Source organism: Halomonas sp. (assembly GCF_014859505.1).
Classification (GTDB): Bacteria; Pseudomonadota; Gammaproteobacteria; order Pseudomonadales; family Halomonadaceae; genus Halomonas.
Genome location: NZ_JACUUD010000045.1, coordinates 1 through 21,141, shown reverse-complemented (window position 1 = coordinate 21,141; position 21,141 = coordinate 1). Strand labels below are relative to the sequence as shown.

The 21,141-nt window shown below is 68.7% G+C and carries 18 protein-coding genes; 11 read left to right on the top strand and 7 right to left on the bottom strand.

Annotation, left to right across the window (positions count from 1 at the left end; all coding sequences use genetic code 11):
* Positions 1-581: 581 nt before the first annotated feature.
* Positions 582-1,262: an HAD-IA family hydrolase gene (locus IBX53_RS08190; protein ID WP_290907776.1), complete on the bottom strand. Its 681-nt coding sequence runs from the start codon at positions 1,260-1,262 to the stop codon at positions 582-584.
* On the bottom strand, positions 1,262-1,987 hold the full coding sequence (gene ubiG / locus IBX53_RS08185) for a bifunctional 2-polyprenyl-6-hydroxyphenol methylase/3-demethylubiquinol 3-O-methyltransferase UbiG (RefSeq protein WP_290907773.1): 726 nt from the start codon (positions 1,985-1,987) through the stop codon (positions 1,262-1,264). The genes IBX53_RS08190 and ubiG overlap by 1 nt, the downstream gene beginning before the upstream one ends.
* A gap of 233 nt (positions 1,988-2,220) precedes the next feature.
* On the opposite strand from ubiG, the gene IBX53_RS08180 reads away from it, so the two are divergent.
* A complete protein-coding gene (locus IBX53_RS08180; protein ID WP_290907770.1) occupies positions 2,221-3,111 on the top strand; it encodes a UTP--glucose-1-phosphate uridylyltransferase in 891 nt (296 codons plus the stop codon).
* 4 nt (positions 3,112-3,115) lie between these two features.
* Positions 3,116-4,402: a UDP binding domain-containing protein gene (locus IBX53_RS08175; protein WP_290907768.1), complete on the top strand. Its 1,287-nt coding sequence runs from the start codon at positions 3,116-3,118 to the stop codon at positions 4,400-4,402.
* A gap of 97 nt (positions 4,403-4,499) precedes the next feature.
* On the opposite strand, the gene IBX53_RS08170 is transcribed toward IBX53_RS08175, so the two are convergent.
* The gene (locus IBX53_RS08170) at positions 4,500-5,081 is read right to left on the bottom strand and encodes a Fe-Mn family superoxide dismutase (RefSeq protein WP_290907766.1); all 582 of its coding nucleotides are present in this window, start codon (positions 5,079-5,081) and stop codon (positions 4,500-4,502) included.
* A 221-nt stretch (positions 5,082-5,302) separates the two neighbouring features.
* Between IBX53_RS08170 and IBX53_RS08165 the strand changes: the two genes are divergently transcribed.
* From IBX53_RS08165 to msrA, 4 genes are all read left to right on the top strand, one after another.
* Entirely contained in the window at positions 5,303-6,214 is a 912-nt protein-coding gene (locus IBX53_RS08165; protein ID WP_290907763.1) for a hypothetical protein, read from the top strand.
* 67 nt (positions 6,215-6,281) lie between these two features.
* Positions 6,282-8,135 carry an autotransporter assembly complex family protein gene (locus IBX53_RS08160; RefSeq protein ID WP_367171546.1) on the top strand — a complete coding sequence of 618 codons (1,854 nt, stop codon included), beginning with the start codon at positions 6,282-6,284 and terminating at the stop codon, positions 8,133-8,135.
* On the top strand, positions 8,099-12,115 hold the full coding sequence (locus IBX53_RS08155; protein ID WP_290907759.1) for a translocation/assembly module TamB domain-containing protein: 4,017 nt from the start codon (positions 8,099-8,101) through the stop codon (positions 12,113-12,115). The genes IBX53_RS08160 and IBX53_RS08155 overlap by 37 nt, the downstream gene beginning before the upstream one ends.
* Before the next feature lie 29 nt (positions 12,116-12,144).
* Positions 12,145-12,675 carry a peptide-methionine (S)-S-oxide reductase MsrA gene (gene msrA / locus IBX53_RS08150; RefSeq protein WP_290907756.1) on the top strand — a complete coding sequence of 177 codons (531 nt, stop codon included), beginning with the start codon at positions 12,145-12,147 and terminating at the stop codon, positions 12,673-12,675.
* 21 nt (positions 12,676-12,696) lie between these two features.
* Here msrA and IBX53_RS08145 read toward each other — a convergent pair whose 3' ends face one another.
* A complete protein-coding gene (locus IBX53_RS08145) occupies positions 12,697-13,731 on the bottom strand; it encodes a hydrolase (RefSeq protein ID WP_290907752.1) in 1,035 nt (344 codons plus the stop codon).
* 7 nt (positions 13,732-13,738) lie between these two features.
* On the bottom strand, positions 13,739-15,034 hold the full coding sequence (gene pepQ / locus IBX53_RS08140; RefSeq protein ID WP_290907748.1) for a Xaa-Pro dipeptidase: 1,296 nt from the start codon (positions 15,032-15,034) through the stop codon (positions 13,739-13,741).
* A 153-nt stretch (positions 15,035-15,187) separates the two neighbouring features.
* Between pepQ and IBX53_RS08135 the strand changes: the two genes are divergently transcribed.
* Complete coding sequence (locus IBX53_RS08135; protein ID WP_290907746.1) at positions 15,188-15,679, top strand: cytochrome c; 492 nt, start codon at positions 15,188-15,190, stop codon at positions 15,677-15,679.
* On the opposite strand, the gene can is transcribed toward IBX53_RS08135, so the two are convergent.
* Positions 15,676-16,323, bottom strand: a complete 648-nt coding sequence (gene can, locus IBX53_RS08130; protein ID WP_290907743.1) for a carbonate dehydratase — start codon at positions 16,321-16,323, stop codon at positions 15,676-15,678. The genes IBX53_RS08135 and can overlap by 4 nt on opposite strands.
* 173 nt (positions 16,324-16,496) lie before the next feature.
* Between can and gorA the strand changes: the two genes are divergently transcribed.
* The 4 genes from gorA (at position 16,497) to IBX53_RS08110 (ending at position 20,584) form a co-directional block, all read left to right on the top strand.
* Positions 16,497-17,876 carry a glutathione-disulfide reductase gene (gorA, locus tag IBX53_RS08125; protein ID WP_290907739.1) on the top strand — a complete coding sequence of 460 codons (1,380 nt, stop codon included), beginning with the start codon at positions 16,497-16,499 and terminating at the stop codon, positions 17,874-17,876.
* 284 nt (positions 17,877-18,160) lie between these two features.
* Positions 18,161-18,739: a diaminobutyrate acetyltransferase gene (gene ectA, locus IBX53_RS08120; RefSeq protein ID WP_290907737.1), complete on the top strand. Its 579-nt coding sequence runs from the start codon at positions 18,161-18,163 to the stop codon at positions 18,737-18,739.
* Positions 18,740-18,831: 92 nt separating this feature from the next.
* On the top strand, positions 18,832-20,097 hold the full coding sequence (gene ectB, locus IBX53_RS08115) for a diaminobutyrate--2-oxoglutarate transaminase (RefSeq protein ID WP_290907734.1): 1,266 nt from the start codon (positions 18,832-18,834) through the stop codon (positions 20,095-20,097).
* Between the two features lie 91 nt (positions 20,098-20,188).
* Entirely contained in the window at positions 20,189-20,584 is a 396-nt protein-coding gene (locus IBX53_RS08110; protein ID WP_290907731.1) for an ectoine synthase, read from the top strand.
* A gap of 44 nt (positions 20,585-20,628) precedes the next feature.
* Here IBX53_RS08110 and IBX53_RS08105 read toward each other — a convergent pair.
* A partial coding sequence (locus IBX53_RS08105) for a DUF3833 domain-containing protein (RefSeq protein WP_290907727.1) occupies positions 20,629-21,141 on the bottom strand: 513 nt, incomplete at its 5' end.

Below are 21,141 nucleotides of genomic sequence, written 5' to 3'. Positions count from 1 at the left end.
TCCGAGGCGCACGCCGCCCTGGTAGCAGTGCTGACCCAGGGCGTCCAGCGCGACCCAGGGCCGCTGATGGGGATGATAGAGGGTACCGATGCCGCAGAGGTGCAGAGTGTCGGCATCCACTTGCTTGACCACCCAGACTCGAATGGGCAACCCCCCGACACGTTGCAGCACCCCCTGAAGCCCATTGAGCGCCTCCTTGCCCAGGCGTCGTGACGACTGTAATGGTCCTGAGGGCCGGCTTGACAGGGGCCCCACGGCCGGCACCACTTTCCCGAGCGCCGCGAGCGGTTGCGGTCCGGTGGCAGGCGAACGCCGATCGGGAGCTCGGGGGGGTGTCGGGTCGAGGAGCTGCGCTCGGGTAAAGCTCGCCCCGCAATCGATGCACCTATAGGTTTGGGGACGCCTGAGAATGCGACGCCACAGGGCGCGTCGATTTCTCTGGATGCCACAACTCGTGCAGTGCGGACAGTGCTTCATCGTGGGGCCCCTCCGCCAGGGCGCGTGACGCCAACCGTAACGGACGGCTGCCATATGGCCCAGTATCATGGGCGGCGGGAAGGGCGACCAGATCAAATTCCTGATCAGCGGGTGGGAGTCATCTCAGTCGAGGCGATGGCCGCTGCCAGGGCCTCGCCGGTCTCGAACCAGAGATCGGCGGGCCATAGGCGATAGTCGTCGCCTTCCTCCACATAGCCCCAGCCCACTGCCACCGCCGCCATGCCAGCGGCACGGGCAGCCTGCATGTCGCGCAGGTGGTCACCCAGGTACCAGCAGGCGTGCGGCGCTACCCCCAGGCGGCGGGCCGCCTCCAGCAGCGGAGCGGGGTCGGGCTTCTTCACCGGCAAGTCATCGGCGCACAGCAGCGCTCCTGGCGTCAGGGCCATGGCATCGACGAGAGGTTCGGCATAGGCTCGTGGCTTGTTGGTGACGATTCCCCAGGGCAGTCCAGCGGCCTCCCAGTCGGCCAGCAGCGGCGACAGGGGAGGGAAGACCCGGCTCTCGTCGGCCACCGCCTGGCCGTAGGCGGCCAGCAGGAAGGTGCGCGCCGGGTCGTGCCCCGCGGCCTCCTTCGCCAGGCCCAGCGCCAGGGTCACCAGGGCGCTGCCGCCGTTGGAGACCTGGGCGCGAATCACCCGATAGGGCAGAGGGGCGAGCCCGTGGTGGGCCCGCAGGGCGTTGGTGGCCCGGGCCAGGTCCGGTGCGGTGTCCACCAGGGTGCCGTCCAGATCGAAGAGCAGGGCGGCCGGACGCGTCGGGGTGATCACTCGGGCTCCCGGCGGCAGTGCATCAGGTAGTTCACCGAGACGTCGGTGGGGTGCAGGCGGTAGCGCCGGGTCAGCGGGTTGTAGACCAGGCCGCTCTGCTCCTGAATGTCGAGTTTTGCTGCGCGGCACCAGCCGGCCAGCTCCGCCGGGCGGATGAACTTCTCGTAGTCGTGGGTCCCGCGGGGCAGCAGGCGCAGCAGGTATTCCGCCCCGAGGATCGCCAGGGCATAGGCCTTGGGATTGCGGTTGAGGGTGGAGAAGAACAGCTGGCCGCCGGGCTTGACCAGGGCGGCGCAGGCGCGCACCACCGAGGCGGGGTCGGGCACATGCTCGAGCATCTCCAGGCAGGTCACGACATCGAACTCGCCGGGCCTCTCGTCGGCCAGCGCCTCCACGCTGATCCTGCGATAGTCGACCTCGACGCCACTCTCCTCGGCGTGCAGCCTGGCCACCGCCAGGGGCGCCTCGCCGAGATCGATGCCGGTCACTCGCGCACCACGGTGCGCCATGGCCTCGGCCAGCAGGCCACCTCCGCAGCCCACGTCCACCACCTGCTTGCCGGCGAGTCCGGCTCGGGCATCGATGAAGTCCAGGCGCAGCGGGTTGATCTCATGCAGTGGCTTGAACTCGCTCTGTGGATCCCACCAGCGGCTGGCCAGGGCCTCGAACTTGGCGATCTCGCCGGGATCCACGTTGCCCACCTGCGTTTGCGTTGCGCCCATCTGAGCTCTCCGTTCTGACATCAAGATGCTTTCTTGAACTTGAGTTGTTGCCGAGTCGACACAGTGGCAGGTCGAAGCTCGTCCGGTATCATGAAGGGTATTCTACCCGCTCTCGAGGCCGCATTCCCATGGCAGAGGCCGGGAGTTACCCGGCGTGACAGGGTGGGCCTGCCACAGCGTCTGCCCCGCACGCCGACATCCACTGACGATGACTTACGGACAAGGATTTCACCATGATCAAGAAGGCCGTGCTTCCCGTCGCCGGCTTCGGCACCCGCTGCCTGCCGGCCTCCAAGGCGATTCCCAAGGAAATGATCACCATCGTCGACCGCCCGGTGATCCAGTACGTGGTGGCCGAGGCGGTGGCCGCCGGCATCCGCGACATCGTACTGGTCACTCACGGCAGCAAGTCGGCCATCGAGAACCACTTCGATAAGCACTTCGAGCTCGAGGCGAGCCTCGAGGCCAAGGGCAAGCACGAACTGCTCGCCGAGCTGCGCAGCATCGTGCCCGACGACGTCAATATCATCAGCGTGCGCCAGCCCGAACCCCTGGGGCTCGGCCACGCCGTGCTCTGCGCCCGTCCTGTGCTGGGCGACAAGGAGCCCTTCGCGGTGCTGCTACCCGACGTGCTGGTGGACGGCGAGGGCCTCGACCGCAACGACCTGGGCTGCATGCTCGATGCCTTCGATGACAGCGGCCGCGCCCAGCTGATGGTGGAGGAGGTGCCCCGCGAACAGACCTACAAGTACGGCATCGTCGATACCGGCGGCGAGATCCCCGCCCCCGGCGAGTCTCGCCCGCTGGATGGCGTGGTGGAGAAACCGGCGGTGGAGGCCGCACCCTCCAACCTGGCGGTGATCGGTCGCTACGCGCTGCCGGGCAGCATCTTCGGGCTGCTGGCCGAGACGCCCCCCGGCGCCGGCGGCGAGATCCAGCTCACCGACGCCATCGAGACCCTCAGGCAGCGTGAGGGCGTCGATGCCTTCCGCATGCGCGGCAAGACCTACGACTGCGGCCATCAGCTCGGCTATCTGGAGGCGATTCTCGCCTACGGGCGACGCCATGCCCGCTACGGCGAAGGCTTCCGCGAGCTGCTCACCCGCTACGCCGGCGAGGTCTGACGCGATGCGAGTACTGATTCACGGCAGTGAACTGGCCGCGGCCACGGCAGCCGCCGCGCTCTCCTCGGTGGGTCACCGTGTCACCTGGCTCCCCCACCCCGACACACCCTGGGCGCAGCTCGAGCACGCCGACTGGCTGCGGCGTGAACCCCGCCTGCTGGCTCAGCTTGCCGAGTCGCGTGAAAGCGGCAGCCTGCGGCGCGTCGACGGCCTCGACGCGGCATGCCCGGGTGAACAGGAGGTGGTCTGGCTGGCGGTATCGCCCGGGCAGCGCAGCGACCTGGGAGAGCTGCTCGCGGCGCTCTGCGACGACGCGGGAGAGTTGCTGGTGGTCAACAACTCCACCTTCCCGGTGGGTGAGACCGAGCGCCTGGAAGCCCAGCTTGGCGGCAGTGGCCGGACGGTGTCCCTGCCGGATCTGCTGGAGGAGGGGCGCGCCTGGGATACCTTTACCCGGCCGGCGCGCTGGCTGCTCGGCAGCGACGATGCCAGCGCCGAGGCGCGGATGCGCGAGCTGCTGCGGCCCTTCAACCGTCGCAGCGAGGTGATCCAGCGCATGCCGCGCCGCGCCGCCGAGCTCACCAAGCTGGCCATCAACGGCATGCTGGCCACCCGCATCAGCTACATGAACGAGATGGCCGGCCTGGCCGACAGCCTGGGGGTCGACGTGGAGTATGTGCGACAGGGCATGGGCGCCGATTCGCGCATCGGCTACGAGTATCTCTACCCCGGCTGCGGCTTCGGTGGCCCCAATTTCTCTCGCGATCTGATGCGCCTGGCCGACGTCCAGTCCGCCAGCGGGCGCCGCTCGGCGCTGCTCGAGCAGGTGCTCGATATCAACGAGCACAAGAAGGAGACGCTGTTTCGCAAGCTGTGGGCCCACTTCCACGGGCGGCTGGAGGGGCGCACCGTGGCCATCTGGGGCGCGGCCTTCAAGCCTGGCACGGCGCGTATCGATCACGCCCCGGTGCTGCGCCTGCTGCGGGCCCTCTGGGCCGAGGGGGTGAAGGTGCGCCTCCACGACCCCGCGGCGATTCCGGCGCTGCTGGACGAGGTGGGCGAGCAGCCGCTGCTGGAGGTGTTCGATGGCGATCCCCACGTCGCCTGCGAGGGCGCCTGCGCGCTGATGCTGGTGACCGAATGGAAGGCCTACTGGAACCCCGACTGGGACCGGCTGAGCGCCCTGCTGGGCGAGGGCCTGCTGCTGGACGGCCGCAACATCTTCGATCCCGGCTGGGTGGCCGCCCAGGGGCTGCACTATCGGGGAATCGGCCGCCGCGCGGATCCCTGACGGTATCCGGGGAGCTCCCGGCATACGCAAGCGGCCCCGCCAATGGCGGGGCCGCCTGTCGCTGCAGGGCGTCGGTGACGCCCAACGTGCTCGCCGATCAGCCGGCGAAGTTCTGGGCGACGAACTCCCAGTTCAGCACGTTCCACACGCTCTCCAGGTACTTGGGGCGAGCGTTGCGATAGTCGATGTAGTAGGCATGTTCCCAGACATCGATGGTCATCAGCGGGGTCTGGCCGTGGGCGACCGGAGTATCGGCGTTGCTGGTGTTGACGATGTCGACGCCGCCATCCTCGGTCTTGATCAGCCAGGTCCAGCCGGAACCGAAGTTGGCCACGGCGTTGGCATTGAAGGTCTCCTTGAACTTGGCGAAGGAGCCGAACTTGGCGTTGATGGCCTCGGCCAGGGGGCCGCTGGGCTCGCCGCCGCCGTTGGGCGCCAGGCAGTGCCAGTAGAAGGTGTGGTTCCACACCTGGGCCGCCTGGTTGAACAGGCCGCCGGAGGAGGACTTGATGATCTCTTCCAGAGATTTGCTGGCATCAGCGGTGCCTACGGTCAGCTCGTTGAGCTTGGTCACGTAGGCCTGGTGGTGCTTGCCGTAGTGATACTCGAGGGTCTCGGCGGAGATGTGCGGCTCGAGTGCAGTCTTGTCGTACGGCAGGGCGGGCAGTTCAAATGCCATTCAGTTTCTCCTCGATCTTGCGGTGAGTCTCAGCGTCCATCCATGGTGGGTACGACTTGCCCGGGCTTCAAGGGGGCCGCTCCGTTGGCCGGATCCCGTGCGCCGTGGGGCAAAAAAACCTTACACTACGGCGACGCTGTACAGGGTGCCGCGGCATCATAGCACCCGTCGCAGGGAGCGCCAATCTTGCTCCCCGCCCACTGTCAGAGAAGGAGTTGACCATGGCTGATCGCCATGATGACCGCCGCCATGCCGCTGCCATCGTGCCCGACCCCGAGGCCAGCCTGGCGTCCCAGCGCCGGCGCGGCCCCCCCCCACCGAGGGTGTGGCCACTGTGGCTGCTGGTACTTGGACTGATCGCCGCCGGGGCCGGGGGGGGCTATCTGGCCTGGGAGGAGCGAGCGCGGTTAAACGCTGATCTGGCTCGTCTCTCAGGGGAGCTGTCCAACGTTCACGCGCGCTTCGATACCGCCCTCGGAGAGGGCGATGCGCTGTCGGACATCGAGGCGCGCCTCACCGCCCAGGCGCGCCGCAACGAGGCCCATGATGGCCTGCTGGCGGTGCTCGAGGAGGATCTCGCCGCGGGTCTGGAGGCTCAGGAGGCGCGCCTGGAGGCCCTGCAGCAGCGTCTGGTGCGTGTCGCCGAGTCCGCCGCCACCCGGGAGGCGATGCTGGCGGCGACCCAGGTCTCACTGGATGCCCTGGAGCGGGCAGGCGCCGAGGGGCGCGCGGCCCTCGGCGACACCCTGGAGACCCATCAGGGGCAACTGGACGATCTGCTCGAGATCCTGGCGCGGGAGAGTCGCCGTCTGGAGGAGCTCGACGAGCGCCTCGCCGCCGTGGCCACCGATAGCGGCCAGGACGATGCCCTGGAGCGCCTGGCATCAGATCAACAGGTCCTGGCCGACCGCCTCGACGAATCAGAGGCGGCCGCCGAGCGCGAGCGGCAGACCCTGGAGGAGCGCCTGGCCACCCTGGGGGCCGAGGTTGAAGCCCTGGCCGAGGCAAGGGATGATGAGCGCAGGAGTGACGATGCCATGGCGGCGCGCCTGGCCGCGCTGGAGATGGAGATCGGCGAGCTGAGACGGACCCAGCTGGCTTTCAGTGCGCGCCTGGAGGCCCTGCGTCCCTGATGCAGGCGAGCCGGCGGGCATGAACACGAGTCGCACGGGACGAAGGCGTCGAGAGATGGAGAATCATTTGGGAATACGCCTGGGAACCGCGACTCTGGTGGCCGCCCTGGCCCTGATGCCGGGCTGGGCCCAAGCCCTGAATGTGCGCATCGACGGCATCGAAGGGAACGTGGCCGACAACATCCGGCACTATCTGGATGGGCTCGACCCCGAGCAGTTCAGTCGCGTCCGGGTGGAGGGGGAGGCCCAGCGCCGCGCCCGCGAGGCGATGCGGGTCTACGGCTACTACGAACCCGACATCCAGCTGCGCCTGGATGAGCGCGACCCGCCGCGCCACATCGAGCTGGTGATCGACCCCGGGCCCCGCGTCACCATCGAGAGCCTCTCCTTTCGCCTTGCCGGTGATGCCCGCCAGGACCCTCCCTTCCAGGAGGCCATCGACGCCTTTCCCCTGGCCGAAGGCGACCCGCTGGTTCATGCCCCCTATGATCGACTGCGGGCACGGTTGGCCAACCTGTCCCTGGAGCGGGGCTACTTCGACTGGCGCTTCACCGACCGGCGCATGGAGGTGCGCCCCTTCGCCGAGAGCGCACGTCTCTATCTCGCCCTGGACAGCGGCCCCCGCCATCGCTTCGGTGACGTGACCCTCAGCGGCAGCCATATCGAGCCCGAGCGCCTGCGCAACATGCTCACCTTCACCCCCGGCGACCCCTACCTGGCCGGCGAGCTGGCCCGCTACAACCAGCGCCTCGGCCAGACCCGCTGGTTCGGTTCCATCAGCGTGCGCCCAAGACTGATGGAGGGCGAGGCGCTCATTCGTGATGCGGCCCCCGTAGACGCTGACGGCTGGTTGACCGAGCTCGATGCCGAGTCCGCGGAGCACGATGCACCCGTTATCGAGATGGCGGCGGTGGATGCCGCCGTATCATTGGTGCGGCGCGGCCCCCCCGAGGTGCCCATCGACGTGACCCTCACGCCGGCCGACCGTCACCAGTTCGAGGTGGGGGTGGGCTTTGCCACCGACGTGGGGCCGCGCCTGCGCTTTTCCTGGGACCAGCCGTGGATCAATCGGTATGGCCATGGGCTCGACCACGACCTCTTCATCTCCGCACCGGAGCAGCGCTTCGCCGGCGTCTACAACATGCCCCTGGATGACCCGCTGCGCGACAGCTACCGCTTCCAGTATGGCTTTCGCCATCGCGACAACCGGGATACCCGCACGTTGGAAGCGACGCTGGAGGGCGCGCGGCGCTGGGAGTTCGAGAACCGCTGGGTGCAGACCATCTACGTGCGCAGCACCTTCGAGGACTTCACCCAGGCGGGCGAGAAGGAGCAGGTGGTGATCCTCTATCCCGGCGTCAGCTGGTCGCGTACCCGTACCCGCAACCCCACCTTTCCCAGCTGGGGGGATCGCCAGCGCGTCGCCTTCGAGGTCTCCGACAGCGCCTGGGGCTCGGACGCCGACTTCCTGCGCATGACCGGCGAAAGCCAGTGGATTCGCCTGTTCGGCGATGACACGCGCCTGGTGACCGGCCTGGGCATCGGCGCCATCGAGACCGATGACTTCAGCAAGATTCCCCCCTCGCTGCGCTTCTTCACCGGCGGCGATCGCAGCGTACGCGGCTACGCTTTCGAGAGCCTCTCGCCGCGCAACGAGGAGGGCAAGCTGACCGGCGGCCAGCAGCTGCTGACCGGAAGCGTGGAACTCCAGCGCCGAGTGACCGGCGACTGGTGGGGCGCGGCCTTCGTCGATACCGGCGATGCCTTCGAGTCCTGGGGTCCCGATGACCTTAACACCGGGGCCGGACTCGGCGTGCGCTGGATCTCCCCGGTGGGTCCGATCCGCTTCGACATCGCTCATCCCTTCGACGACGAGGACAATGCGTGGCGCCTACACTTCGCCATCGGTCCAGAGTTCTGAGCCTGCTCTGGGCCCTGTTTCGCCTGCTGATCGTGCTGCCCATCACCCTGCTGGGGCTGGTCATCCTGGCCCTGGGCCTGGCGCTGTCGCCATGGGGCACGGGGCTACTGCTGGACGCCGGGGCGCGCCAGGGGTTCTACCAGCTGGAGAGCCATGAGGGCGCGCCTCTCGATCGCCTGGTGCTGCACGGCTTCAAGCTCGAGGCGGGCCCGGCCCGGGTGGCACTGCAGCGCCTCGAGCTTGCCTGGGGCGATGACTGCCTGCTGAAGGGTCGACTGTGTCTCGATACCCTGGCCGTGGAAGGTGCCCGTATTCGAATCGGGGCGGGCGAGGAGAGCGACGAGGAGCCAGAGGCCCCCGGGGTGCCGCCGGACGAGATCCGCCTGCCGTTCCCGGTCGAACTGCGCGCCCTGGTGCTCAACGACGTGGAAGTGGTGCTGGCCGACGGCACCCGGCTGCGCTGGGACAGCTTCACCAGCGGCGCCCTGGCCGAGGAGGACAGCATTACCCTGCTGCCCACGCGCCTGACCGGCACCCGGCTGCTGCTGCCCCTCTCGGCGGGGGCGCGGCTCGCCCTGAGCCAGGCCGAGCATGAGGGCCCGCGGATCTCTGCCGCGGCCATCGATGCCGCCATCGCCGTGCATTCGCCGCTGCCCGCCGAGGTGGCCGCCGAGCTCGAGGGTCTCGCCGCCACGCCGCTGGCGGAGCAGCCCCGCCGCGAGCTGCCCGAGATCCGCCTGCCGCTGCGCCTGGAGGTGCCGGAGCTGCTGGTGGAGGACACTGCCCTGGAGGGTGCCGTGGCGTACCGTATCGAGCGACTGGCGCTGACGCTCTCCGCTCGCGGCCACGACGTGGAGATCCATCCGCTCGAGGTCAGCAGCCGCGATGCCGATGCCCGCCTCCAGGCCCGGGTATCGCTGCGCGACGGCTATCCGCTCCAGGCCCGGCTGCAGAGCGCACTTTGGCTGCCGGACCAGCTCCCCGAACTCGCCGGTCAACGCATCGACCTGGCCCTGGATGGCAGCCTGGCCGACCTGCTGGTCCGGCTCGAACTCGACGGGCCGATCAACGCCGCCCTGGACGCCCGCCTGGATGCCCTCGAGCCCACGCTCCCCTTCAGCGCATCCCTGACCAGCGACCTGCTGCAGTGGCCGCTGCCCGGCGCCATCCCCGACGACGAGGAGGCCCCGTCCGAGCCCTGGCTGGTGGAGGAGCTGAGCCTGCGCGCCGAGGGTCGCCTGACCGACTACCGGCTGGCCGCCTCGCTGATGGTGGAGGGTCCCGAGGTCCCCTTCACCCGGGTGGCGCTGACCGGCAGCGGCGATCTCGAGCACTTCGCCTGGACCCCGCTAGCGGTGAGCCTGGCCGGCGGCTCCCTGGTGACACGTGGTCGCGTCGACTGGGCCGAGGCCCTGGCCGTGGAGGCGGTGGCTCGCCTGGATCGTGTCGAGCCCGGGCGCTTCGTGGAGGGCCTCGACGGGCGCCTGGATGGCGACATCGCGGCGAGCTTCACCCAGTCGGCAGAGGGCTGGCAGCTGGCCATTCCGACCCTCTCCATCAGCGGCGTGCTCCAGGAGCTGCCGCTGTCCCTCGACGCCCGCCTGACCGGCAACAGCGAGATGCGCTGGGAGATCGACACCCTCGACTTCCGCCAGGGGGAGAATCGCCTCAATGCCACCGGCCGGATCAGCGAGGCGCTCATCGACCTGGCCGGCGAACTGGACATGCCGGACCTGGCAAGCCTTCACGACGAGCTCTCCGGCACCCTGGCCGGGCGCTTCACCGCCGGCGGCAGCCTCGAGGCGCCCCAGCTCGACCTCGAGCTCGGCGGCGACGACCTGGCCTTCGCCCAGCACCGGGTGGCCTCGCTGCGCCTGAGTGCCGAAGTAAGCGGCATCGAGGACCCGTCACTGGACGTGAGCCTCGAGCTCGAACGACTCAACGCCGCCGGCCAGCGCTTCAGTGAGATCACCCTGGGGCTCGAGGGTCTCTTGTCCGCCCACCGCCTGACCCTGGCGGCCCAGGCCGAGAGCGGCATGCCGCTCTCGCGGGCGGCGCTGACACTGGAGGGTGGCCTGGATGGCGCCCGTGAACGCTACCGTGGCGAGTTCCTGCCGCTGGAGGTCGACACCGAGTTCGGCGATGTCCGCCTGGCCCAGTCGCTGGCCTTCGAGGCCAACCTGCTCGCCGGCAGCGTCGCCGTGCAGCCTTTCTGCCTGCGCCGCGAGCAGGGTGGTGAGCTCTGCCTGAGCGAGGCGCTCCAGGCCTCCGGGGACAGCGGACGCGCCGCCCTGACGCTGCGCGAGCTGCCCATGTCACTGCTCGAGGAGTGGGTGCCGGAGGAATGGACCCTGGAGGGCGACAGCGAGCTCGACCTGGTGGCCGAATGGCGCCAGGGCGGCAGCGATTGGCAGGCCGACCTGCGCCTGGCCAGCAACCTGGCCCTCGAGGGGCTCGACGCCTACGGCCAGCCCTGGTCGCTGCCGGCCTCTCGCCTCTCCGCCCGAGTCTCCGCCACCCCGACCCGGGCCGAGGTCGACCTCGACTTGACCCTGGCCGAAGCCGGCCGCGTGGGCCTCGAGCTGGCCATCGACGACCCGGTTGGGGTCGCTCGCCTCGATGGTCGCCTGACCCTGGACGACCTGCGCCTGGATCGCTATCGCACCCTGGTGGCGGGCATGGAGACCCTGGAGGGGCGCCTCGACGGCCAGGTCGCCATCACCGGCACGACCCAGACGCCTGCCCTCAATGGTCGCATCGCCCTGGCGGGGCTGCGCCTGCGCGGCGCCGACATCCCGGTGGAGGTCCGTGACGGGGAACTGGCGATCGAGCTGGCCGGCGACCAGGGCCGCATCGACGGTTTCATTGCCGCCGAGGAGGGCCGCCTGGCCATTCGCGGCGATGCGGCCTGGCCCAGCGCCGACGACTGGCGCATCAGCATCGCGCTGGATGGCCGCGACCAGCCGCTGCTGGCGGTGCTGCCGGCCTTCGGTCGCCTGCGCCTGGCGCCGGACATGACCGTGCTGGTGACGCCGGCGCTGCTGCAGGTTCGCGGCGAAGTGAGGGTGCCCTGGGCCCGCCTGGAGGTGGGCGAACTGCCACCCTCCGCCGTGGCGCCGAGCCCGGACGAGATCATCATCACCCGCCGGGATGAGGAGCGCGCCCAGCGCCAGGCCGAACGCACCGCCGGGATGGACGACGGCGAGGTCGGCACGGATGCCGCCCAGGCCCTGGCCCAGGCCGGCATGGTGGTTGATGTGCAGATCGGGCTTCGCCTGGGGCCCGACATGCAGCTGGCCGCCTATGGTCTGGAATCCGGGCTTTCCGGCACCCTGGAGGTGCGCCAGCGGAGCGGTCCGGTGCAGCTGTTCGGCGATGTCACCCTGGTGGATGGCCGCTTCCGGGCCTATGGCCAGGACCTGCTGATTCGCGAGGGGCAGCTGCTGTTCAGCGGTCCGCCGGACCAGCCGCTGCTCAACTTCGAGGCGATCCGCAACCCCAACGTCACCCAGGACGGCGTGATCGCCGGCCTGCGCGTCACCGGCAGCGCCGCCGAGCCTCAGCTGCGCGTCTTCTCCGAGCCGGCGATGGACGAGGTGAGGGCACTCTCCTACCTGCTGCGCGGCCGTGCCCCGGACGACAGCGATACCGACGGGGCCCTGACCCAGGCTCTGATCGGCCTGACCCTGGGCCAGACCGGCGGTGCCGTGGGCGCCATCGGTGAGGCCTTCGGCATCTCCGACCTGGGCCTGGAAACCGCCGGCACCGGCGAAGAGAGCCAGGTGGTGGTGAGCGGCCAGCTCACCGATGACCTGCGCATCAGCTATGGTGTCGGGGTCTTCTCGCCCATCGCCGAGCTGACGCTGCGCTATACCCTGTGGCGCAATCTCTACCTGCAGGCGGTCTCCGGGGCGGCCCAGGCGGTGGACCTGGTCTACGCCTTCAGCCGTCCCGGCAAGCCGCCGAGGATCACCGAGTGATTGACAACAACCCGCGGAGGGAATGCAACATGGCGACAGAAACCTGTGTACTGGGCGGCGGCTGCTTCTGGTGCCTGGATGCCAGCTATCGCCTGGTGGAGGGCGTGGAACAGGTGGTGTGCGGCTATGCCGGGGGACACGACCCGGCGCCGAGCTACGAGGCGGTATGCCGCGGTACCACCGGCCACGCCGAGGTCGTGGAGCTGACCTATGACCCGGCGGTCATCGGCTTTCGCGACCTGCTGGCGATCTTCTTTGCCCTGCACGATCCCACCACGCCCAACCGCCAGGGCAACGACGTGGGCACCCAGTATCGCTCGGCCATCTTCACCCTGGACGAGGCCCAGGCTCAGCAGGCGCGGGAGGTCATCGCCGAGCTGGCGGATGACTATTCGGCTCCCATCGTCACGGAGGTGGCGCCCCTGGAGACCTTCCATCCCGCCGAGGCCTATCACCAGGACTATTTCACCAGGAACCCTGGCAACGCCTACTGCCAGTTCGTGATCCCCCCCAAGCGCCACAAGCTGGCCCAGCGCTTCGGTGATCGGCTGAAAGGCTGACGGGGGAACCTCTCGCCGCCGTCAGCGCCCCGGCGGCTCGCTCTCGGCGGGCAGGCGACGCGGCCGGCCGGCGAAGGTCGGCGCCCAGTCCTCGAGCTGGCGGCTCACCCGGCGCGCCAGCCAGGAGCGCAGCCGGCCGTCGTGCCACTCCATGAAGCCCACGTGCCCTCCGTGACGGGCGAGCTCGACCCGCACCGATTCGCCGGGCGGCGGCAGCCGGTCGAAGAGGTCCGGCGGCATGAAGGGGTCATCCTCGGCGTGGAGGATCAGGGTGGGTAGCTCAAGCTCACCCAGCCAGCGCCCCGCGGAGGCCCGCCGGTAGTAGTCCGCCGCATCACGAAAGCCGTGCAGCGGCGCGGTGACGACGTCGTCGTAATCGCGCAGGGTGCGCAGCCGCCCCAGCCCCTCGGCGTCGAGATCCAGCGGGAAATCGGCCAGCCGTCGGGCCACCTTGGCCTTGAGCGAGGCGAGCAGATGGCGCTGGTAGACCCGCGTGAAGCCCTGCTGCAGGCAGTCGGCGCTGGCGGCGAGATCCAGCGGGGCGCTGATGGCGATGGCGCCCGCCAGGTCGAGGCCGTCGCCGCCCTGTTCTGCCACCAGCTTGACCAGCATGTTGGCGCCCAGGGATACCCCCGCGGCCACCTTGAGCGCCCGGGGATAGCGATGAGCCAGCTGTCCGATCAGCCAGTAGGCGTCGGCGGTGTCGCCGCTGTGGTAGGCCCGGGGTAGGCGGTTGGGCAGCCGGCCACAGCCGCGAAAGTGCATCAGCACCGCCCGCCACCCCAGGGCGTCAGCCGCGGCCAGCAGTTCCCGGGCATAGGGGGAGTCGAAGGAACCCTCCAGGCCGTGGAAAAGGATGAACAGCGGCGCGGCTTCATGCTCGGGGCCCGGCGCCACCCAGGCAAGCTCCACGAAGTCACCGTCCGGCAGCGTCAGTGTCTCCCGGCGGTGGGGCAGGCGGCGACGCGGCAGCAGACGAGGCAGCAGCGTCTGGATATGGCGGTTGGCCAGCCCGGCTGGAGGGGCGAAGTCGGCGCGATGCAGCTGACCGATCATGGCGGACTCAGTGCTCCCGGGGCGTGAGATTGTCGGGGCCGTCGGCGGTCACCAGCACGTTGTCCTCGATGCGGATGCCGCCGTGGTCGGCCAGGTGCTCCACCCGCCCCCAATTCACCTCAGGGCGATGGCGATGGGCCTCGAGCAGCATGGGAATGATATAGAGCCCCGGCTCCATGGTGACCACCATGCCGGCTTCCAGTTCCCGAGTCAGGCGCAGCACTGGGTGCTCGGCGGGGGGCGGCTGCGGCTGCCCGCGGGCGTCGACGCGGCCGCCCACATCGTGGACCTGCACGCCGAGCAGGTGGCCGAGTCCATGGGGGCAGAAGGCGCGGGTGAGCCCGCTTGCCAGCACCGCCTCGGCTGAGGCATCCACCAGCCCATGGGCCACCAGCAGCGCGGCGAGCCCCTCGTGCATCCGCTCGTGCAGGGCCACGTAGCTCACCCCGGGGGCGAGATCGGTGATCAGGCGCTGCTGGAGGGCGGTGACGCCCTCGATCAGCGGCGCGAATTCGGGCGTGGCATCGCCTCCCGCCCAGGTGCGGGTGATATCGGCGCAGTAGCCGCGGTAGCGCCTGCCGGCGTCCACCAGCAGGCTGCGTCGCGCCGCCGGGGGCGCCGTGTCGTAGTGCTGATAGTGGAGCACGCCGCCGTGGGCGTTGAGTCCCACGATGTTGGGGTAGGGCAGCTCGCTCTCGCGCTGGCGAACACCGCTCAGGTAGGCCAGCTGGATGTCGAACTCCGCGCCACCTGCCTCGAACGCTTCCCGAGCCGCCCGGTGGCCAGCCATGGCGCGGCGGTTGGCTTCGCGCAGGCAGCTCACCTCGTAGTCGCTCTTGCGTACCCTCAGCTCGTCCAGGGCGGCGACCAGCCCAGGCGGGTTGGCCTCGGCGCCCAGCGCCTGAGCCAGATCGTTCGTCACATCGCCGAGCACGGCGAAGCGTCCCGGCGGCAGGGGCGGGGGCTCGGGGGACTCGCGCGCCTCGACCCGGAAGCGCTCGACCCATGGCTCCTCGGGCAGGCGAGCGGGGAGGTGCCAGAAGTCCGCCGGGGCATGCAGAGTGAGCGTCGGCTGCACGCCGGGGCGAATCAGCAGCCAGCTGTGAGCCAGCTGCGCCTGGCCGGTCCAGTGAACGAAGTGGCCGTAGGCGGCGAAGCTGGTGTCCTGATCATCGCCGAAATGGCGGGCCGGCCGGCCGCTGTAGAGCAGCACGCCGTCGACGCCATGGGCCGCCAACGCCTCGGTATAGGCCTGCATCAGGACGTCCAGATGGTCGTGCTGCTGGCGTTCAGATTCCGTCATTGGGCCTGAGTATCCTTGCTTGATGGGAGTGCCGAGACGCTTGTCTGACGCCTTTCTGATCCAGTGTAGCCTTCCGTCCGGTCACTGGGCAGGGCAGACAGGGCCCGGTTCGACTGGCATGATGCGCAGCGACGATCATAGGGGGAGGAGTGGATGCTGCGGAAATCGCTGATTGCAGTCTTGGCGCCGGGAATGGCCCTGGGGCTGGCCTTGGGAGCGGCCGGCCCGCTTCAGGCCGAGATGCCCGCCGACGAGGGCCCGCACTTCCAGGACCCTCGCCACGCCGTCACCTGGCGCCGCGAGGAGCTCAAGGGGATCGAACGTCTGGTGCGCCAGCTACGCTTCGATCTGGTCAACAATCGTGACGCCCGGGGCGCCGAACCACGCCTGGAGGAGCTGGCGGCACTTGCCAGCGGGGCTCACCTGCTGCCCGCCTTCATCGAAGGCAGCCATGGGCGAGGGTCGGAGGCCCGGGCGCGTATCTGGGAAGAGTGGGAGGAGTTCGAGGCCGGCTTCGCGGCCCTGGAGGAGCGGGTATCGGCCCTGCGCGAGGCCGCCGAGGCGGAGGACTACCCGCTGGCGACCCGTGAGCTTTCCGATCTCAGCCTGACCTGCCGCAGCTGCCACCGCCGTTACCGCTACTAGCCGGCCGGGGAGAGGCCCTCGATGCGATAGAGGGCCTCGATCTGGTCGAGCCCGAAGATACTGCAGTTCAGGTCCTTGACCCGACCGTCCGCCAGTCCGTAGACCCAGCCGTGCACCGACACCTCCTGGCCGTGCTGCCAGGCATGCTGGATGATCTTGGTACGGCACAGATTCATCACCTGAGCCTCGACGTTGAGCTCGCACATGCGATCCACCTGCTCGTCCAGGGGCAGCGACGCGAGGGAGTCGCGGTGACGGCTGTAGAGTTCGCGCACCGAGTGCAGCCAGATGTCCACCATGCCGTTGTCGCCCCCGGCTACCGCCGCCCACACGCCCCCGCAGCCATAGTGGCCGACCACCATGATATGGCGCACGCCCAGCACCTCCACGGCATACTGCAGCACCGAGAGGGCGTTCAGGTCGTTGTGGTGAACCAGGTTGGCCACATTGCGGTGCACGAAGACCTCGCCCGGCGGCAGCGAGATGATCTGGTTGGCCGGCACGCGGCTGTCGGAGCAGCCGATCCACAGGTAGTCGGGGTTCTGCTGCCGAGACAGACGGGCGAAGAACTCGGGGTCGTCGCGGCAGACCTGCTCGGCCCAGGCGCGGTTGTTCTCCAGCAGGCCTTCGATTTCCTTCTTCATCGGGTGACGCTCGCATCGGGGTGGGAGGGACGGCGGCCATTCGACCATTGGCGGAGACTTTTACCCGGGCGACCCGGGGTGGGTCAAATCGACGCCTGCCGAGGGCTCGGCCGGGCTGCTATCATGCCGTCACGACGTGCCGGGCCGCTGGCCCCCAGCAACAGGAGATTCCCGTGTCCGAGAATACCCAAACCCAGTATGACTGGGACCTCTTCGTCATCGGCGCCGGCTCCGGCGGCGTTCGAGCGGCGCGCACCGCGGCCGCCAACGGTGCCCGGGTGGCCGTGGCCGAGGATCGCTATCTGGGCGGCACCTGCGTGAATGTGGGCTGCGTGCCCAAGAAGCTCTATTCCTATGCCGCCCATTTCCACGACGCCTTCGAGGACGCCGGCGGCTTTGGCTGGCAGCTCTCCGAAGCGCCGCAGTTCGACTGGGCGACCCTGCGCGACAACAAGGTCGGCGAGATCAAGCGCCTCAACGGCATCTATGCCCGCCTGCTGGAGGGGGCCGGGGTGCGCCTGATCCAGGGCCGGGCGCGCCTCCTCGATCCCCACACCGTCGAGGTGGCCGGCGAGACCCACCGTGCCGAGAAGATCCTGGTGGCAGTGGGCGGCTGGCCCTGGGTGCCGGAATTCCCGGGCAGCGACCTGGCCCTGACCTCCAACGAGGTGTTTGACCTGGACACCTTCCCGAAGCGCTTCCTGGTGCTGGGGGGTGGCTATATTGCCGTGGAGTTTGCCAGCATCTTCAACGGGCTGGGCAGCGAGACCCACCTGATCTATCGTGGCGACCTTTTCCTGCGCGGCTTCGACCAGCAGGTGCGCGAGTTCACCCGTGACCAGATGGCTGCCAAGGGCGTGAACCTGCACTTCGAGACCAACATCGAGCGCATCGAACGGGGCGAGGGCGGCCTGGCGGTGACCCTGACCAGCGGCGAGGTGCTCGAGGTGGATGCCGTGCTGGCGGCCACCGGCCGCCAGCCCCATCTCGAGGGGCTGGGGCTGGACGCGCTGGGAGTCGATCTCGCCGACAGCGGCCACCTGAAGGTCAACGATCGCTTCGAGACCTCGCTGCCCTCGATCCTGGCGCTGGGCGACGTCACCGGCGGCCCCGAGCTGACGCCGGTGGCCCTGGCCGAGGCCATGCACCTGGTGGCCCACCACTTCGGAGACACTCCGCCGACCGCCCCGCTGGACTACCGCAACATTGCCACCGCGGTCTTCTGCCACCCCAATATCGGCACCGTGGGGCTCTCCGAGGAGCAGGCCCGCCAGCAGTGCGGCGAGATCCGCGTTTATGTCACCGATTTTCGACCCATGAAGCACACCCTGTCGGGAAGCCAGGAGCGCTGCCTGATGAAGCTGGTGGTGGATGACGCAAGCGATGTTGTGGTGGGCGCCCACATGGTGGGCGAGGAGGCCGGGGAGGTGATCCAGGGCATCGCCATCGCCGTGCGAGCCGGTCTCACCAAGGCGGACTTCGATGCCACCGTGGGCATCCACCCCACCGGCGCCGAGGAATTCGTCACCCTGCGCACGCCGACGCGTCGGTGATACCGGGCGGCGTCGATGCCAACCGCATCACGGCAGCAGCCGTCGGGCCACTCCTGAGTGGCCCGACGGCGTTACGGCCCGCCGCCGTCGCCAGGCTGGACTAGACTGATCAAACAGAGGGCCGATCCCTTCATGCGACCCGGCTCCGGCAGGCGATATCGCTGGCAGGGGCGACAACCTCCATAATTATTTGTTATGGAAAAGGCCTTCCAAAATAATCAACAATTTGAAATGCCGGCCCGCGCTGGTTATAGTATTCGTCAAATTCGCACAGCGAACCTGCCATGATGACAACTTCCGAACCCTTCACACCCTCCGCCGACCTTGCCCGCCCCACCGTGGCGGACACCGTGGTCGGCGCCGAGAGCTCGTCGCTGTTCATCCGCAAGCCCAACCCCGATGACGGCTGGGGCATCTACGAACTGGTCAAGTCCTGCCCTCCGCTGGACGTCAACTCCGCCTATGCCTACCTGCTGCTGGCCACCCAGTTCCGCGACAGCTGCGCGGTGGCCACCAACGAGGAGGGCGAGATCGTCGGCTTCGTCTCCGGCTACGTGAAGAGCAACGCCCCGGACACCTACTTCCTGTGGCAGGTGGCGGTGGGCGAGAAGGCCCGCGGCACCGGGTTGGCCCGCCGCCTGGTCGAAGCCGTCATGTCACGCCCCGAACTGTCCGAGGTGCACCACCTCGAGACCACCATCACCCCCGACAACCAGGCCTCCTGGGGGCTGTTCCGCCGCCTCGCCGACCGCTGGCAGGCGCCGCTCAACAGCCGCGAGTACTTCTCCACCGACCAGCTCGGCGGAGAGCATGACCCGGAGAACCTGGTGCGCATCGGCCCCTTCCAGACCGATCGCATCTGATCCCCCATCGTGACGCCTGGCCGGTCCCGCGACTGGCCACGGCATGCGCACGCCTTTTTTCCCGTTACTCACCTACCGACAGGAGGTCGCCAATGCAGACCCAGATCCTCGAACGCATGGAATCCGAAGTCCGGACCTACTCACGCTCCTTCCCGGTGGTCTTCACCAAGGCCAGGAACGCCCGTCTCACCGACGAGAATGGTCGCGAGTACATCGACTTCCTGGCCGGTGCCGGTACCCTCAACTACGGCCACAACAATCCCCAGATCAAGCAGGCGCTGCTCGACTACCTGGCCGAGGACAACATCATCCACGGCCTGGACTTCTGGACCGAGGCCAAGCGCCACTACCTCGAGACCCTGGAGGAGGTGATCCTCAAGCCCCGCGGGCTGGACTACAAGGTGCAGTTCCCCGGGCCCACCGGCACCAACGCCGTGGAGGCGGCCATCCGTCTGGCGCGCAACGCCAAGGGTCGCCACAACATCGTTACTTTCACCAACGGCTTCCACGGCGTGACCATGGGGGCGCTGGCCACCACCGGCAACCGCAAGTTCCGCGAGGCCACCGGCGGCGTGCCGACGGTCGGCGGCACCTTCCTGCCCTACGACGGCTACCTGGGTGACGGCACCGACACCCTGGACTACTTCGAGAAGCTGCTCACCGACAAGTCCGGCGGCCTCGACGTGCCGGCCGGCGTGATCGTCGAGACCGTGCAGGGGGAGGGCGGCATCAACGCCTGCAGCCCCGAGTGGCTCAAGCGCCTGGAGCAGATCTGCCGGACCCATGACATCCTGCTGATCGTCGACGACATCCAGGCGGGCTGTGGCCGCACCGGCAGGTTCTTCAGCTTCGAGGAGGCCGGCGTGGTGCCCGATATCGTCACCAACTCCAAGTCGCTCTCCGGCCTCGGCCTGCCGTTTGCTCAGGTGCTGATGCGTCCGGAACTCGACGTCTGGAAGCCGGGCCAGTACAACGGCACCTTCCGCGGCTTCGCGCTGGCCTTCACCACCGCCGCTGCCGCCCTCAACCACTTCTGGCGCGACGACAGCTTCGCCAACGAGGTACAGCGCAAGGGTGAAGTCGTCGCCGAACGCTTCGGCAAGATCGCCGCCTGGCTCGGCACCAAGGGCATCGAGGCCAGCGTGCGCGGCCGCGGCCTGATGCGCGGCATCGACGTGGGCACCGGCGAGATCGCCGACAAGATCACCCACCAGGCCTTCGCGAACGGCCTGGTCATCGAGACCAGCGGCCAGGACGGCGAGGTGGTCAAGTGCCTCTGCCCGCTGACCATCACCGATGAGGATCTGCGGCAGGGCCTGGACATCCTGGAAGAGAGCGCCAGGCAGGCGCTGAACTGATACGCTGACCTGTGGGGGCAGCCCCGCAGGTGACACCGGCGGTCGGGCTTAAGAGCGCCCGGCCGGACAGGACCTTTTACGGAGACATCATATGATCGTTCGCAATCTCGAGGAGTGCCGCAAGACCGACCGCCTGGTCAAGGCCGAGAACGGCAACTGGGACAGCACCCGCCTGAGCCTGGCCGACGACGGTGGCAACTGCTCCTTCCATATCACTCGGATCTACGAGGGTACCGAGACCCATATCCACTACAAGCACCACTTCGAGGCGGTCTACTGCATCGAAGGGGAAGGCGAGGTGGAGACCCTGGCCGACGGCAAGATCTGGCCGATCAAGCCGGGCGACATCTATATCCTCGACCAGCACGACGAGCACCTGCTGCGCGCCCACAAGACCATGCACCTGGCCTGCGTCTTCACGCCGGGCCTGACCGGCAAGGAGGTCCACCGTGACGATGGCTCCTACGCGCCGGCCGACGAAGACTGAGCCTGGGCCTGCACGCCCGGCAGCATGATGACGCCCCCGGCACCTCAGGTGTCGGGGGCGTCTGCGTTGGTGGCGTCGCCGTCGAGGCGCTCGAAGACGATGGTGATGCGCGCCAGGGTGATGCCGAACTTCTTCATGTCGGTGCGGTTGAGCAGGCGCCCGTCGGGCTGCAGGAACATCCAGTCCTCCATGGTGAAGGTGATCTCGCGGCCCGAGACCTCTACCGGCAGACGGTAGGTCATGGTAAACGCATGACCCGCCTGCCGTGCCTCCACGGGGCCCTCGACGTCATTGGCACTGCCGAGCCAGCGGCCGTCCTCCTGGCGCTCGAAGGTCCAGACCCGGCGGTCGGTCTCGCCATCGTCGTAGACGAAGTGCTCGTCGAGCACCAGGGTGGTGCCATCGTGCTCGCCGTCGATGTCGACCACGAAGCGCCGCTGCACCTCGCCGCGATAGTCCTGCACCATGCCCCAGGCCCGCGTCTGGCCGGCGAAGTACTCGCCGATATCGAGCTCAGGGGTCGTTCCTGCGTAACGGTCGATATCCACGCTGCTGCA